Raw genomic sequence first — 14,852 nt, 5'->3', positions numbered from 1 at the left:
CCCCCGAACCCACCCCCCAAAGACCCGTACTAATACTTGGGAGAAACGATGCTCATCGGTTATAGTGGTGGACTGTGCCTCGACCGGCGCGTGTGTCGCGTGTCTCATTTTGGTGTTCGTGTTGAACACCCGCCGCCGATCTTCGACGGCGCCGACGCCAGCACCCACCGCTACCTGATCGAACGATGGGTTTACAGTAGTCGGCGAGAAACAGCCTCTTACGGGAACTCGGTCGAGAGGCCCCATGCCAAAGGAATCCTCTCGCCCGAGTGGGCGGTTTCTCAGGTGCGTTACTTCGTTAGCTCTGCCTGCGTCTATCGCACGGTGCGTCTTAAAGCCCCGGTAGCGCGAGAGACTCATCACCGCCGGCGCGGGACGTCGGGGGATAAGGTCGGCGGCGCTCATCGGTGCCCCTCCGTCGCGACGGTCAGCCCGTCGGCCTCGACGAGCCGGAGGAGCGGATCGGGAACCTCGTCGAGCTGCGGATCGTCGACGCGTTCAGAACGCGGCTCGCCGCGCTGCGTGGTCCGGATCTCGTAGATGTCCTGAAGGACGGTGACACCGTCGTCCGTGATCGTCCGGAACAGCGCGACCTTCCTCCGCGCCCGCGTGGGCCACCAACTGAGGCGCCCGCCGGTGGAGCTCCGTTCCCACCGGACCTTCGGGATGCCGTGGTCGTCGAGGAGATCGCTGGGGAGACGGCAGTCGTCGAGCAGCTCCCACTCGGAACTGGCGGCGGCGTCGGCGCTCATGGGCCGGTCCTCCCGAGAACACCCTCCTCGCGAGCGCGGACGCACCACCGCGCCACACGCTCGAAGGAATACTTCTCACCGTCGGCCTCGATCAGCACTTCTGCGTACCCGCTGTATGCGCCCCCTCGGTCGGTGGATGGCTCGACGATCTTGCCGTCGAGGGTCTGCTGGGAGTGTTCGGCCATCACCCGTCCTCACCCCGCAGTTCGGGAAAACAACTCAGGCAGGGGTTGAACGTCGGGACCTGTGCGGGGCGTTTGTGGGAGAAGTCGTCTTTGAACTCAGATACGTTACAGGCGGGGCGCGGGTCCCCGAAGTCGGGGTCCTGTCGGTGCGCGGTCCGACACCTGGTACTGGTCACTAACACCTCCTCGTCGATTCTCGGATCGGGGGTTCGGTCTGTGGCGGCCATGGTTTGGTCCAGCAAGACCGCCCCGAACAGCACAGCACCATATTTTAGGGGTGTGAAGCCCCCATATACAGTTGACCCAGGTCAGGAAGACCGGGTCGCTTGCTACACGGTTTTGACGGGGGCGTGCTAGGAACACGCCCCCGTTCTGCTGTCCGGGCCGCTTGCTAACGAGTAATTGTTCACCCTCACAAATAAAACCTCGCAATTTATCCCTTTGCAGGGTCCCAAACTATTAGAGGGTGGGTGTCGTACTGGTCTGTATATGCCCCGGGATGGCAGCGATACAAGACAAGCGGTGTTAGAAACGATCCGCTCCGCAGCTTGGCCTCTTTCAGTGAGCGAGATCGCCGACGAAATAGGCACCAGCGGCCAAACAGTAAGGAACCACCTTCAGCACCTTGAAAACAACCCGAACATCGATTCTCGGGAGCTCGGGCAAACCACCATCTACCGTTACGAGGAGCAAGACCTCGGTGTTGAAGACGAGAATATCAAAGTAGGGCTTGACCCCCGGAAGGAACCCGTTTCAGAACGTGTTGAGATGCAGGTCCGCTCGGTGAAAGAATGGGCAACGGACCGTTTTGTCGGCCTCCGGACAAACCCTCACACTGCTGTTCACCCGAACGATGGTGAGGCCGGCCCGGGTGAGAAAGTCCAGCTCCGTGTGATGGGAGTTCCAGGAGACTGGTCAGACAACCACCCGCGAGTGCTGTATGAAGACCGCCGCGACAGACTCCTTGAGGAAGAAACAGTCCCGGGGGAAGCGAACGTTCTGCTGTCGGGAACGCTGTACTCGAAGCCAACAACGCCCATAGAACACGTACGCTACCCCGCCGATTACGATCTCGAAGAACGCAAGGAGATGTCACCGTGGCTGTTCGAGCCATGCAACGACGCGGTGTTTCTCACGGATGTCGAGGTTGAATGGATCTCGCCGATCGGGCACCCACGGATCGAGTCAGAACCGCTTTCTCCCGGAGGTGAGTCCGATGAGTGAACAACAACCCGGCGAGAGGATGGACCCGGGAGAGAACGACGAGGCTCGCGTTCTCGACCCGGAGGAGTACACTCAGAAGCGCCGACTCCGTGACGTGTTCGACGCCCGCCGCCGGGTCGCAGAGTGGGAACGCGAAGCGCGGAACCTGAGGATGCAGCAGGGCGTGAACGAACAACAGGAGCGGCATTACATCCTCTCAGCGGTTCAGAGCTACCTTCGCGAGATCGAGCCGATGATGCTCGAAACCTACCCGGAGATCGGCGAGGAATACTGGAAGGACGTCGACCTCGGCAGTGTCGAGATTCCCCCACCGGAGTCGCTGGCCCCCGAAAATGCTGGCTCGGTTCACTCCGAGATAATCTCCGTCGAGGAAGCCGCCGAACCGCAACAAGCCTCCCTCGCGGGTATCGGATCGCTGCTCGGTCGCGACGTGTGGGTGTCGGCCCAATTCGAGGCACGCGTGATGAAGCGCGGTGGAGATGGTGAGGTGCCCGAGGTCGGGACGAACACAGTGCTGCTCCCCCGTCGGATAATCATGAAGGCGTTCAGGCAGGCGAACGTGTTCCTTTCGGAGGTCGGCCTCGATCTCGACCCGGACGACGAACGCCCGATGAACAACCTGTCCTGGGGCGAATGAAGGACTCACTGCTTTATCGACGGTGGTACAATCGCGTAATGGAAGACCCGCCGAACGACTTCCTCATGGTCATTTCCGCGTCGTCGAAGTCGGCAGTGAGTGGAACCGGGAAGACGACCTTAGGGACCGGCTGTGCGAAGACACTCGACGGAAGCAGTTCGGGATTCGACGCCGAGGAGCAGGCAACGCTGTCGGCTGGGGAGCTGGGCTACGAGATCATCCCGGGCGTCGAAACCCGGTCGGCTGTGGTGATCGACGAGTCGCAGGGGACGCCGGGCGGCGGTTCGGCGCTGAACACGCGTCGCGCCATGAAGACGGAGACGATCGAGACGATCGGGTCGATCCTCGCGAACCGGGACAAGATGCTGACCATCATCATCATCGTCCAGAACTTCTCGATGCTGGATTCCTGGATCTATCCGCTCGTCGACGCATGGCTGCTCATTAGGAAGGGACCGGGCCACCCCCAGGGGCCGGTCGCGACACACCACAAGGTCGAGATCGACGACTACGACCTGAAGAACCCGCAACTCCGCACACCGGCGGTCGAGGACCTGAGTTGGGACCCGCTTCCTGAGGACGATCCGGACTACCAAGTGATGGATAGGAAGAAGCAGGAGGCCAAGCAAAAATCCGACGGCAGTCCGGACGCCGACGGGGAACTCGGCGATCAGGAACAGCTACTTATCGCCGAAGGATACCGGCGTACTGGGACCGCGTGGCGGAAGATTCCCGAAAAAGACGAACGTCTCACGTACTCCTCGGAGTGGTATCGGCAGCGGATCAGCGACGGAGAAAGCGTTGGCGCTGCGAATTCATAATCGCAAGACAGCAGCGCCACAGCCGACGACAACAAAAACACCAATACCTCTGTACTGTCCCTTGCAAGTAGTTCAGAATCAGATCTAAACTGCTGAACCGGTGGGGTAGCGCCTCTCACACGGCACTATTCACCGATAGTCCAACAACACCGAATCTTGTCACCGTAGAGAAGGCGGGTCGAGGTGGGTCAGCGGTCGCGCCGTCGCGTGCGTGAGGAGAAGTCCGAGAAGTGGAGCTGGCGGATGTCGGTGAGAGCTTCAGCCTCACGTCGACAGCCGAGATCGTCGAGCCGCCGCAGCTCCTCGTCGGTGTAGGCGCCGGTCATTCGTCGACACCTCCGTCGGTCGCGCACACGCCGCTGTCCGGATCGGTGTTCGTGTCGTACTCTAACTGCTCCTGCTTGGCCTTCACCAGCTCGTCGCGGAACTCGACGATGAACTGCTCGGCCTTCTCGCTGTCAAACTGAACCTCTACTTCGGTGAACCCGAGGTCGAGCGTAAGCAGTACCCAGGCATACTCGTCTTCGGTTTGGTAGTCGAGTTCGTAGCCGATCTCGTCGACGACCATGTCCTTCCCGCGTAGGCGCCCGCCCGGCCCGAACTCAGGCATCGACATCACCTCCGTCGGCGGACCCGATCGTTTCGTGCCGCGCACCGAGTTCGTCGTCGCACTGTTCCTCCGAAACGTTCTCCCCAGATCGGGGAGTATCGTTGTTTGCTGCCATGGTTGGCGGCACGGTCGCGGGCGCTCCTACGCCCCGGCCACCTTCTGCGGGTGGTCCGTTCCGTGCGTACCCACTGGTCTCTCTGCCAACCACTTAGTCCTTACTCTGTAAGTGGCAGGTAATGCTTTAGTAATTCCATGAGCTATACAGGGTTAAGGCATGAGCGTGCAAGAAGCCGATATGACCGAACTCGACAGCCGCGATAAGTCCGTCCTGTCCGTCCTTGCAAAGGGACGCGTGAATCCGATGATGATCCGCGAGGAGACGGATCTCGACAAGGGCGACGTGAACACTGTTCTGAACCGGCTCGCCCGCGCTGGGTACGTCCGCCAAGTAACACACGCGCTGTACGAGCTGACCGACTACGGCGAAGAACGACTCTCCGAACACGGAATCACGTCGCCCGGCCTCGACATCCCGAACGAATACCGGATCGACTGTTCGGGCTGCGGGTTCGACGGTGGCACCTACGACTACTTCGCTGATCCGGACGCGCCGCAGTACTGCCCGAAGTGTGGGCGCCACGTCAACGACGAGGACGGTCCGCGTGTGATCCCAGCGGCGGAGGAACCGACCGCGCTATCCTGGGAACCAGATGAGTAGGACCGAGGACCCCCGGTTCCACCATGACCACACGGGGTCGCGAGAACACAGAATCAAATCTCTCTCGTTGCCCAACAGAGCGAATGCTGATGTGTAACGAGCGAGGTCAGCAGTCCGGGGGCAGCGGTGAGATTCGTACGGCCGCCCGCGTTCCCAGCCGGGTTTTAAATACTGAGGTGATTTCGCTCACCGCTCAGAGACACCAAATCGCGGTCGATGTGCAACCAGAGATATGAGAATCCAGAAGACCGATACACGCGAACGGAAGTGGGAGAACCTGAAGGAAGCGACCGGCAAAGGACACACCTCGCAAGCCCTCGACGTCGCCGCCGACTTCTACCTCCGCATGGCCGGCGGCACGACGGCGATCCCGAACGGGCAACTCGCGGAGCTGCTCGCCGCCGCCGAGGAGCGTGGGAGCCTCACCGGAGAGGAGATCGTCGAGATCCTGGACACCGAAGAACTCCCGCTCGACTACGAAACTGAGTGGGGGGTCGGTGAGGGGTGAGAAAATGCGGAGCGACGACTTGCCCACCGAGTCCGACGGCACAGCGCCGAGTTGGGTCCCCCACCCCTCCGACTACAACGTGCCAACGCCCGAAGACCTTCGCCGACTTCGCGAGGAAAGCGGGCTTTCCCTGCGAGATGTGGCCGCAAAGGTGGGCGTGAACAAGGACTCAATCAGGCGTTGGGAACTTGGAGAGACAGAGCCTTCGCTGGGTAATGGTCGGGACCTACTCCACTTTTACCAAGCCGAGATCGAGGAGGAGGAGGAGTAGCCCTTTCGACGGTCGCGAGGAGGTCAATTCTGTGCTGTTTTCGTCGTCGGAGTGGTCTCAGCGTCAGAAATCGCGGGAGGAAGGCGGTTCTGGCGTCGTCACCCCTGGGGTCTGGACGGGGAACAGCCGGGTCTAGAACCCGAACAGGTCCTGCCCGTCGCGATCGCCGCTGCTGGCGTCCGTACCCTCACCAAAGAGGATCTCGTCGGCGCCGATGATGTCCGCGACGTACTGATCTTCACTGAAGCCGAACATCTCCTCGTCTCGTCGCTTCTCATCGTCTTGGTCCTCGATGTCCGGGGTCGGTGGGCGCGTTCCGCCTCCGGCGGGACCCGTCGGTGCCGGAGAAGGCAGCCCTTGCCCGCCCTGACCGAACGGAGTTCCGGTAGGCGCCGGGCGCGGCGGCACGACCGCCACGTCATCCACCTGTTCGGGGACGGGCTGCTCCTGCACCGGCCCAACGATGGTGTCGGGGCGGGTGTCTTCGACCGGCGTCGTGTCCTCGACGCCGAGGATGTCTTCGCCAGGGGGCACGCCGACCGTGTCGTCCGTCTGCACCGTGGGTGTGTCGTCTTGGAAGTCGACCTGCGGCCCCTGAGTGGCGCCGACGTCCAGCGCCGTGTCTTCAGCCGAGACGACACCACCGATGATGCTGGTAGTGACAGGCGTGCCGATACCCGTGTCGCCGCTCTCGACGTCGGGGCGGGTGTCTGCGAAGGGGGCGGGCTGCGTGGCGTCCGTCGTCCCCTCCCCGACGGCGATCTCGTCGAGCGGGGAAACAACCGCGCCTGCACTGCCGAGAAGCCCCGCCCCGAAAGCGGGCGCGGCGCTGCTCGGCGCGCTCGCCGTCGTCGGAACAGAAGGCGTCTCGACGGCCTCACGAAGGTCGGTGTCCGGTTCAGCCTTCGCGATCTGGTTGCCCCCGATCCGCTCGCGAACAGCCGAGAAGTCTCGCGACTCACCGACGTTAGGTTTCCCGGAGCCGCCGAACGCAGGGTCCTGCTGGCGCGTGTTCGATCCGACGAAGCTCCCCTGTTCGTCGAGACCAGCCGCGCCTCGATCTCGCCCGGACCCGTACCCGTCGAGGTTGTCCGGCAGCACCTCGGGGTTCCCGCGTGGGTCTCCGTCGGGGCTGTCGAAGCCTTCCAGGTCGCTCTGGGAGATCGTCGTCGACGCGGAGTCGCCGTCGGTCGAGCGGCCGAACTGGCCGAGGTTCAGCTGGGCGCGGTCGTCCTCGACGAACTCTTGGAACTCACGCCCCGCTCGCGACGTCGCCGTGTCGAACGGGGCGTTCTGCCCCTGGCGGTACCCACGCCTGAACGCAGCGGGCGTGTCGCGGGCAGCAGCGCCGACATCGGTCGCTCTCCGTGCCGTCCGGACGGCCGCCGTGCCTGTCACGAACCCGCCAGCGAGTTCGCCAGCGGTCTTGAACGGGTCCTCCTCTGCTTGGGTGAGAGCCGACTCTACCGTTCGCCCAGCGACTTCCGTGCCCGTGTACGCTACCTCACCTGCGCCGTACTCGTCGACGGTTTCGGGGAGGTTCGCGCCCACTTCGACCGCCGTGTCGCCGATGAGGAGAAGCCCAGCGCCGCCCTGCGAAGCGAGCTCGACGGGCGCGCTCGCCGCGCCTTCAGCAACGTTGCCAGCCCCCGCACTGCCGGTGAGGCCCTCGACCGCCTCTCCGGCTCCCTCAGCGAACGGCGAGAAAGCCTCGCGGCGCTCCTCGATCCGGCGCTGAAGTTCCCGCTCGGACGTGTCGAAGAATCCCGCCCCAGCATCGTCCGTTTCCGTCGGGATCAGCCCTTTCCCCTCCGTGAGCGCGTCGGTGATGTCGGTGTTCAGCGTCCCTCGCTCACCTTCGCGCCCGCCGAGGCTCGGGCCGGTCACGTCGATGTCGTCTTGGTTCGGGTAGCCGATCTCGCCGGGGTCCTGGAACCCGACGTCGATCACGTCGAGACCGAAGCGCGTCACCTGCTCGTCGAAGTTCCCCAACGCCTGGTCGATCGCGTTATCGTCGCTCGACAGCGTCTCCGCGCCACGAACCTGCTGTTGCTCGGTTTCGACGTCTTCGACCGCTGGGTTCGGGGAGTCGGTCGAAGTCACCATGGCTGTTCCCGCCGTTCCGAGCATGTCCGTGCCGAGGCTCGGCGACTGGCTGGCGCGTTCCGTGTCCTCTCGCACCCGCGACTGGGGCGTGCCGGTCGTCCCGACTCCCGTCGTCCCCAGTGCGGTCGACTGGGACGCTCGCGGCGTTCCTTCACGGGCGCGGGAGCGCGGTGTTCCCGTTGTCCCGAGGCCCGTCGTTCCCAGCGACACCGACTGTGAAGCGCGATCGGCGGGCTGTACATCGCCGCCTGCGTCCGTGCTGGCGGGTTCGTTCCTCCCCGGCGCGTCGTCGAGCGCGTCCTCCCGCGCTGCCGAGCCGTCCGAGCGGTCGAACCCGTCGCCCGTGTCCCTACCCGGCGAACCTTCACCGGGCGGGTCGCTCGCCGGCGGCGGGCTGTCGCTGCCGGAGCTGCCTCCGTCCCGGCTGTCGACGGGACCGACCAGTCCAGGCGGCAGCCCCGTCGGCTGTGCCGTGTCCGACGGCGGGTCCGGGTCAGCGTCCGGCCCCGGCGGAGCGAGATCGTCGGCCTGTGCCTCCTCCTCTCGACGTCGACGCTGCTCGTCGCCGCTCTCCGAAGGGTCGTCGTCGCTGCTCGATCCGCCGCCCCCACCGCCGGGACCGCCGATCGGGCTACCAATACGTGCCATACAGACACGTACCCCGTGATGGGGCGTATAAGCAGCGAGCTAAACGGTGAGAGTCGATCTCGCGCACAGGTATCCTTATTGTGAGGGTGTGGTGAAGATCCGGTGAACAATGGAACGTCTCACTATCTCGATCGAGGACAACCAGTATGCCGAGATCGACGCCGAAGCCGAGGAGCGTGGGGTGTCGAAGTCCCAAGTTGTGAGGGAGCGGTTACGATCCGGTGAAGATACTGTGAACAGCGGTGAAGACGCTGTGAACGAACCGGTGAACTCTGGTGAAGATATTGTGAACCTTCGCGATCGCGTCGACGAACTGGAACAGCGCGTCGACGAACTGGGGGGTGAAACACCCCCGACCGCTCAGAGCGACGAGAGCGACGCGCTGAGCGGTTCGACGGGTGAGACGATGGAAACCCCTCACCGACCGGACGAAACGGCCGGGTCTCGCCCCGAACCCACCCCCGATAGCCCCAGCGTGGGCGACGACGCGCTCGAAGGTGCCTATCAGCAGTGGCTCGAAGCGAACGGGCCGAGGAAACCGAGCGTCCAGGAGATCGTCCTCGACGCGTTCCGGTTCCTTCGCGAATCCGGCGACGCCGAGACCAGCGAGCTGCGTGACCATCTTCACAGCTCACACCCCGACGCCTACGGGTCGCCGAAGTCGCTGTGGGACTCAGTCGGGAGCCGGTACGTCGCCGACGCGCCCGGGATCGAGGACGGCGGATACGCCCACTGGGAGTACGCCGGCGACGAAGCGGTCGCCGAAGAACTCTCAGAGTACCTATGAATAGCGCGTGACGTCGTAGGCTGTGTACGCGCACGCAACGCGTCGCCGGCTACGTTCGCCCTATTGGCTGCGGGCTACGTTCGGTGACCTTCGGGAATCCCGACCAATATACGGCGGTGAGGGAGGGTTAGCTACCGTAAATCAATCGTAGATCGTCACCGTATCGTCGTCCTGGACATCGTCGGTGTTCAGGTCCTCACGGAACACGTCGACAGCCATAGACCGCGTACCCGGTGAGGTCTCGCCCACCTGTTTGTCCATGCCGACGTCGCGAAGGATCGGGACCAGCGCCAACGTCGGAGGCTCTGCGTCTTCCGGTACAGCTCCGTCAGCGCGGGCGCGAATACAGGCAGCGAGCATCGTGTCGGGGTCCGCATACGGACTCTGCTCCGTCGACGTGTACTCCTGTAAGTCCACCTCGTAGTAGTCGGATGAACCGCCGTCGTCGAGGTGATCTCGCCGGCCGGTGTCGAGGCCAGCAGCCTCGGCACGACGGACAACCCGGCGGTAGTCCGACGGGCGGAACCCAAGGTACGACGACCCGTCGTCGCCGGTTCGTTCCACCAATTCGTGCTGTTCGACGACCCCGAGCTTCAGCGCGAACTTCCGCAACGCCCACAGCGGCATTTGGTCTTCGTCGAGCGAGGTCGCGTCGGGAACCCACACCGGAATATCGTACCCGAGGCGGCGGAGAACGTCGACGCCCTCCCGCCACTCCTCACCCTCCGCGAACCCGGCGTCGTTCGAGCGACCGGAGTGGGCTATCAGCGCCGCTTCGACAAGGCCGCCTTTACTCCCATCGTCGGAATCGTGCCACACGCCGCTTTTGGACCCGTTCACCCCGACGAACGTCGCGTTACCACTGTTGTACCCGTTCGCCCACGTCGGGACGAATGCCCGCCGTCCGTCACCCGAACGGTCGGTTGTGCCCGAAAGCCGGTCGGTCCAGCCCGCACCGAGGATCGTGTCCTCGATCACCTGTTCGGGATTCAGCGCGTCGATCGCGGACTTCACATCGGACTGGTCGGTCGTGAGGGTCACATCCGCCGTTTTCAGTTCCACGACTTCACCCTCCTCAAGTGCTGCTTTACGCTGTTCCCGCTGCTGCTCTTTGCGAAGGCGCTCGCTCTCACGGTCGAACAGCCACTCCTGAAGGGCCTGTTCCCAGGAATCGGCGTCGGCGTAGTAGTCCGGCCACAGTGTCGCGACGATCTCGTCGACGCGGTCCTCATGCTGAACTCGGGTGAACGATTCACACCAGCGCCGGGTACGGTCGAGGAGGTCCTCGTCGACGGCACCGACCGGCGTCGGTTCTCGGTAGGTGACGCTGTCGGTGGAGAGCGGCGTCACGACGGCGTCGTGGTCTGCGTGGATCGACATCGGCATTTTGTACTGCCGATTCGGGTTGTTCGCCCAGTCCGGGTGGACTACCTCACTCGCGTCGTCGACGGCGGCGTTCACGCGTTCCTCGGCTTCTTTCAGGTATTCGTTCGACCGTTCGATGAACGCCCCCATGACGCGAGCGCGATCCTCAGGATCACCGGCGAACTCGCGGGCGATCGGCAGCGTCGCCTCCGGTGCCCCGAAGATGTACGCCCCTCCCACACTGTCGAGAGCGTAGACCGCGTCGCGTCCGCCGTAGAGTTCGGCGAAGGCGTCGATGTATGCTTCGAGCGCCGTCTCGGCTGTCGAGTATGTATCCGCGTCGAGATCCGGCCTCCGCGTCTTCAGCTCGTCCGCGAGGTCGATGTCGCCCCAAGCGGAGACCGCGACGAGGTCGTCCTTGTTCGGCGACGGCTTTTCGTCGGCGTATTCGTACTGCATTTCCTCGCGGTCGAACGTCGCCGCCTGCCACCGCTCGAAGGCCTCGGGGCGTTTGTACGACGTGAGCGCGTACAGCGTCCTCTCAACACTCAGCTCGACGACATCTCCGTAGTCGGCGGTGAGGTCCCTCGCTCGGCGCTCCTTGTCGTACTCCCCAATTTCCTCCTCGGCGGGGTCGATGTTCGGGCGCGTCACGTACCACCCTTCCTTGTCGTTGATGAGCATCGTCGGGTTCCCCGCAAGATCACCGAGCGGGCGGACTGCGTCACCGACTCGGCGGTAGTGGTCGCGAACGTCCTGCTCGGTCAGCGGCGCCTCAGTGAGTTCGTCCAGGACGTCCGCGACTTCAGCGGGGTGAGCGCCACCCAGCGCGTTCACGATCGCGCCGACCGAAGCTTCTGTGGCGGAGACGTCGTTCACTCGGAGGTACTCCTCGATGTCTTCCTTAAGCGCCATGCGACTCACCTCCGTCTGTCGTCGCGACAGCGTCCTGTGCCGCCTGTGCTGCCCGTGGCTCAAGATCCTCCGGTAGGTACGGCTCGGTCCACTCGAAGACGTTCCGAACGATGTGAAGCCGCTGAGAGGCGCGGGTGAGGGCTACGTACCACGTCCGCGCTTCGTTCTCGCGGGCGTCGCCCCGTTCATCGAGGTCGCGAGCGATCCGGCCCGTGATTCCGTCGTACACGACGACATCGGACGCCTCGGCACCTTTCGACGCGTGAATGGTGAGGACACGCGTCCCTTCCGCAAGCGCGAGCGTGTACTTGTCGTCGTACCGGTTCCACGCTTTGCGCATAGCCTCGCGGTCGCGATCGTCGAGGCGGGTTAGTTCGGAGATTGAGGCGCTGCCAGCGCCGTACCGGAGCCACCACTTGTCGGTGACATACTCAGATACGGTGTCGAGCCGGACCACTTCGGGACCGTCCCCGTATTCGATCTCCTGAAGCAACTCCCGGATGTCGTCGCGGTCGGTGTCCAGGTAACGCCCGTGGCTGTGTCGGAACAGCGCCCGCGCTTCATCGACGGTGAGCGCGTAGTTCCCCGGATTCTTCCCGCTGCTGTCTGAGTCACCGTAGTCGCCGATCCGGGCGGACGACGTCGTCTGCCCCGGGCGAACGTCTTCGACTGTGTCCAAGGCACGCAGCAGTGTGAGGCGGCGCTCCCAATCACCGCCGACGTCGGACTGAGAGACGTACACGATACCTTCCTGGTCGAGCGCCGCCGCGATCCCGTCCGCCTGCTTTCGGGTCCGGCTGAGGAACATCAGGTCGGTTCCGTACTGCTGCCAGAGGCTCACCGGCCCGCCGTCCCTACTCGGCTCGGGGAGCTGCCACTCGTCGCCGTCGTGACGGAGTTCCGGTGCCGGGTGACGGAGAATCTGCCCGGCGCCAGCGGTGGTGAGTGACGGTGGTGAACGTTCCCGCCGGAGGATGCGCGACGCCGCCTCGAAGTGTTCATCCGGGCATCGCCAGCTACGGTCTAACTGAACGACCGGGAGATCGCGTTCGACGCGCTCGCCGATCCGCTCGAAGAAGCGGGGGCTGGCGCCTGCGTAGCCGTTCACGACTTGGTCGGGGTCACCGGCGACGATCGCGGTATCAGCCGCCTCGACCCACCGTTCCGAAACTGCCGCCATGAGCGGCGTGGCGTCGTGGTACTCGTCGATCACCACCAGCCGCGTCGGCGGCGTCCCGCCGGCGACAGCGGCCTCTAACAGCTCGAAGAAGTCGTGAACGTCGTGGTCGCGTTTGAACGTCTCCCACTTCTCGACGATTTTCTCGAAGCTCGTCGCCGTTCCCCACTTCTCTCGGAACGCGTCGAGGCGGCGGTCGGCCGCTGGGTCTGAGCGGAGCGGCGATAGCCCCGACTCGTCGATGTGTTCCCACTCGCCGACGTCGAGAAGGTTGTTCTTCGCGTAGGTGTACAGATCGTAAAACACCGTCCAGCGGGTCTCAAGCCACGGACGCGGAGGCATGAAGTCGATACCGAGTTCGGTGCAGAACGCCCGCTTCGCTTTCCCGTCCGCCATGCCCGCGAGGTCGTCTTCCTGGTCGGCTACGTCCGCGAGGAAACCCGTCGCACGGGCAGCCGCCGCGTGGATCGTCGTCCAGTACTGAAACGCGTTCGCGCTGTCAGCCTTCTCCGGGTTCACATCCGGTTCCTCGAACACACCCCAGTCGATGAGGCGGTTCCTCACGACACCGGAGAGCGCCTTCCGGTATGTGACTACGGTCATATCCGACGGGTAGAGGTCTTCTTCGAGCGCGAGCGTCCCGGTGCGTAACGCCGACTGCGTCGACTTCCCGGCGCCGGGAGGACCGTAGAGCCGACAACTCTCGTCCGCGCCCGCGATCTCACCACCCGCGAGTTCGGCGTTTTCCAGTTCCTCCGGAAGTCCGGCGCGAAGCGCCTCGGGGATCTCGGTGTACTTACTCATCGTCTTCACCTCCTTCGTCCGCTTCATCGTCGTCCTCGGGCGGACGCCCGAACGTTTCCGGCCCGTTCCCCTCTTGGCTCACGTCGTCTTTGCTGTCTCCGGCATTCGCCGTTCGCTCGGTTCCGTCGGTGACTTCGTCGACGACGGTGTCCGGTTCGGGAACTTCGTCGTGAGTGGCGTCGAGGCGCCAGAACCGCCCCACACTTCTGCCACGCCGAACGGCCTCGGAGATCCCGCTCCCACTGAGTTCGTCGCTGTCGACGCCGCGCTCTGCCAGCTCCGACTGAAGCGCCCGGCGGGACGTTTCGACGCTCTCGACCGCGTCGGCGACCATGCTCGTTGGAATCCAGATCTCGTCGTTCTCGTCGTCGACGTAGATCAGCCCCTGAGCCACCGCGTCGTCCAAGGACCGATACCCGGTCGCGGCACCGATCCGGGCACGGATGTTTTCCCACGCCTCGGTTCGCGGGCCGAGGACGGTCTCCGTCCGCGACCGATCCTCGACGAGGCCACTGATCGACTGCGTCCAGTCGTCGTTACTCCGGCTCCACGGCCGGTCCTTCGGGCCGATGGACTTCCGAGCGTATTCCTCGGCGCTCTCCGAGTGTTCCTCCGCCTTCTCGCTCGCGAGGTTCGTAACCAGCCGCCGCGTCGTCGACGCGCTGAGCTTCTTGAAGAAGTGGTAGTGGTCGAAGTGAACCCCGTCCTTCGTTTCGACACGTTCGCCCTCGTCGAACCGCCAACGGAACACCGGGTCGTCCACAGAGTCCGTCGACCGCTGAATCACGACTTCTTCGAGGTGGTCTTCGAGGAAGCGGTCGAGGCCGATTCCGTGTTCCACGGTGTACCCGCCCGCCTCCTGGATCGCCTGCTCCTCCAAGTCGCCGACTTGGTCGGTGATCGTGTCGATGATCCGCTCCTTACCGATACGGGACTTCTGAGCCACTTCGCCGGCTGAATCCCGGGCGACGTCCACGACCTTCGACGGGTCGTCGGCGTCGGCCGCCAGCTCCTCGATCGCGTCGCCGGCGGCGATCATTTCCTGCATCTTGTCGCCCATGCCCTCGGTGGATTTCATCCGTTCACCGAGGTGGGACATCACGTACCCGGCGCCGACTGCCGGCGGGGAATCCTCCGCTTGTTCGGCGTAGACTTCGACGAGATCGTCGCTCACCGGGCACCACCCCCGACCGAACAGCACGGGACCCCCCGGGAGGGAGGGCCATATACAGTACACCTTATCCAAGGGTACCCACAAGGGGAGGGAGGGTACCCTTGGATAAGGTGTACTGTATATGGCCCTCCCTCCCGGGGGGTCCCGTGC

General features: G+C 64.1%; 16 protein-coding genes. 7 read left to right on the top strand and 9 right to left on the bottom strand.

Annotation, left to right across the window (positions count from 1 at the left end; genetic code table 11):
* The 3 genes from B9G49_RS17080 to B9G49_RS13415 form a co-directional block, all read right to left on the bottom strand.
* On the bottom strand, positions 1 to 405 hold a 405-nt coding region (locus B9G49_RS17080; RefSeq protein ID WP_233125219.1), incomplete at its 3' end, for a hypothetical protein.
* Positions 402 to 752, bottom strand: coding sequence for a hypothetical protein (locus B9G49_RS13420; RefSeq protein WP_086216710.1), 351 nt, complete (start codon positions 750 to 752; stop codon positions 402 to 404). The genes B9G49_RS13420 and B9G49_RS17080, both read right to left, overlap by 4 nt.
* Positions 749 to 937: a hypothetical protein gene (locus tag B9G49_RS13415; RefSeq protein WP_086216709.1), complete on the bottom strand. Its 189-nt coding sequence runs from the start codon at positions 935 to 937 to the stop codon at positions 749 to 751. The genes B9G49_RS13420 and B9G49_RS13415 overlap by 4 nt, the downstream gene beginning before the upstream one ends.
* Positions 938 to 1,426: 489 nt before the next feature.
* Here B9G49_RS13415 and B9G49_RS16315 point away from each other — a divergent pair, with 489 nt between their 5' ends.
* Genes B9G49_RS16315 through B9G49_RS13400 form a run of 3 tightly spaced genes read left to right on the top strand, consistent with a single transcriptional unit; the run spans position 1,427 to position 3,619 of the window.
* The gene (locus B9G49_RS16315; protein ID WP_143414710.1) at positions 1,427 to 2,161 is read left to right on the top strand and encodes a helix-turn-helix domain-containing protein; all 735 of its coding nucleotides are present in this window, start codon (positions 1,427 to 1,429) and stop codon (positions 2,159 to 2,161) included.
* Positions 2,154 to 2,798, top strand: coding sequence for a hypothetical protein (locus tag B9G49_RS13405; protein WP_143414709.1), 645 nt, complete (start codon positions 2,154 to 2,156; stop codon positions 2,796 to 2,798). The genes B9G49_RS16315 and B9G49_RS13405 overlap by 8 nt, the downstream gene beginning before the upstream one ends.
* A 38-nt stretch (positions 2,799 to 2,836) precedes the next feature.
* Positions 2,837 to 3,619 carry a hypothetical protein gene (locus tag B9G49_RS13400; protein WP_086216706.1) on the top strand — a complete coding sequence of 261 codons (783 nt, stop codon included), beginning with the start codon at positions 2,837 to 2,839 and terminating at the stop codon, positions 3,617 to 3,619.
* 188 nt (positions 3,620 to 3,807) lie between these two features.
* Here B9G49_RS13400 and B9G49_RS16590 read toward each other — a convergent pair whose 3' ends face one another.
* The gene (locus B9G49_RS16590) at positions 3,808 to 3,945 is read right to left on the bottom strand and encodes a hypothetical protein (RefSeq protein WP_158093622.1); all 138 of its coding nucleotides are present in this window, start codon (positions 3,943 to 3,945) and stop codon (positions 3,808 to 3,810) included.
* Complete coding sequence (locus B9G49_RS13395) at positions 3,942 to 4,229, bottom strand: hypothetical protein (RefSeq protein WP_143414708.1); 288 nt, start codon at positions 4,227 to 4,229, stop codon at positions 3,942 to 3,944. The genes B9G49_RS16590 and B9G49_RS13395 overlap by 4 nt, the downstream gene beginning before the upstream one ends.
* A gap of 295 nt (positions 4,230 to 4,524) precedes the next feature.
* On the opposite strand from B9G49_RS13395, the gene B9G49_RS16825 reads away from it, so the two are divergent.
* The 3 genes from B9G49_RS16825 (at position 4,525) to B9G49_RS13380 (ending at position 5,726) form a co-directional block, all read left to right on the top strand.
* Complete coding sequence (locus B9G49_RS16825) at positions 4,525 to 4,947, top strand: MarR family winged helix-turn-helix transcriptional regulator (protein ID WP_198943840.1); 423 nt, start codon at positions 4,525 to 4,527, stop codon at positions 4,945 to 4,947.
* Positions 4,948 to 5,179: 232 nt separating this feature from the next.
* Positions 5,180 to 5,455, top strand: a complete 276-nt coding sequence (locus B9G49_RS13385; RefSeq protein ID WP_086216704.1) for a hypothetical protein — start codon at positions 5,180 to 5,182, stop codon at positions 5,453 to 5,455.
* Between the two features lie 4 nt (positions 5,456 to 5,459).
* Positions 5,460 to 5,726: a helix-turn-helix transcriptional regulator gene (locus tag B9G49_RS13380; protein ID WP_143414707.1), complete on the top strand. Its 267-nt coding sequence runs from the start codon at positions 5,460 to 5,462 to the stop codon at positions 5,724 to 5,726.
* A gap of 132 nt (positions 5,727 to 5,858) precedes the next feature.
* Here the strand turns inward: B9G49_RS13380 and B9G49_RS13375 are convergent, their stop codons facing one another.
* Positions 5,859 to 8,480 carry a hypothetical protein gene (locus B9G49_RS13375; RefSeq protein WP_143414706.1) on the bottom strand — a complete coding sequence of 874 codons (2,622 nt, stop codon included), beginning with the start codon at positions 8,478 to 8,480 and terminating at the stop codon, positions 5,859 to 5,861.
* 109 nt (positions 8,481 to 8,589) lie between these two features.
* On the opposite strand from B9G49_RS13375, the gene B9G49_RS13370 reads away from it, so the two are divergent.
* Positions 8,590 to 9,267 carry a CopG family transcriptional regulator gene (locus B9G49_RS13370; RefSeq protein ID WP_086216701.1) on the top strand — a complete coding sequence of 226 codons (678 nt, stop codon included), beginning with the start codon at positions 8,590 to 8,592 and terminating at the stop codon, positions 9,265 to 9,267.
* A 141-nt stretch (positions 9,268 to 9,408) separates the two neighbouring features.
* Here the strand turns inward: B9G49_RS13370 and B9G49_RS13365 are convergent, their stop codons facing one another.
* The 3 genes from B9G49_RS13365 to B9G49_RS16585 form a co-directional block, all read right to left on the bottom strand.
* Positions 9,409 to 11,316 carry a hypothetical protein gene (locus B9G49_RS13365; protein ID WP_158093621.1) on the bottom strand — a complete coding sequence of 636 codons (1,908 nt, stop codon included), beginning with the start codon at positions 11,314 to 11,316 and terminating at the stop codon, positions 9,409 to 9,411.
* A gap of 220 nt (positions 11,317 to 11,536) precedes the next feature.
* Complete coding sequence (locus B9G49_RS13360; RefSeq protein ID WP_086216699.1) at positions 11,537 to 13,555, bottom strand: 3'-5' exonuclease; 2,019 nt, start codon at positions 13,553 to 13,555, stop codon at positions 11,537 to 11,539.
* A partial coding sequence (locus tag B9G49_RS16585; protein ID WP_158093620.1) for a hypothetical protein occupies positions 13,521 to 14,852 on the bottom strand: 1,332 nt, incomplete at its 5' end. The genes B9G49_RS16585 and B9G49_RS13360, both read right to left, overlap by 35 nt.

Source organism: Halorubrum sp. SD683, assembly GCF_002135045.1.
GTDB lineage: Archaea > Halobacteriota > Halobacteria > Halobacteriales > Haloferacaceae > Halorubrum > Halorubrum ezzemoulense.
The sequence above is the reverse complement of the archived record's forward strand: the minus strand, read 5'-3'. Positions and strand labels throughout refer to the sequence as shown.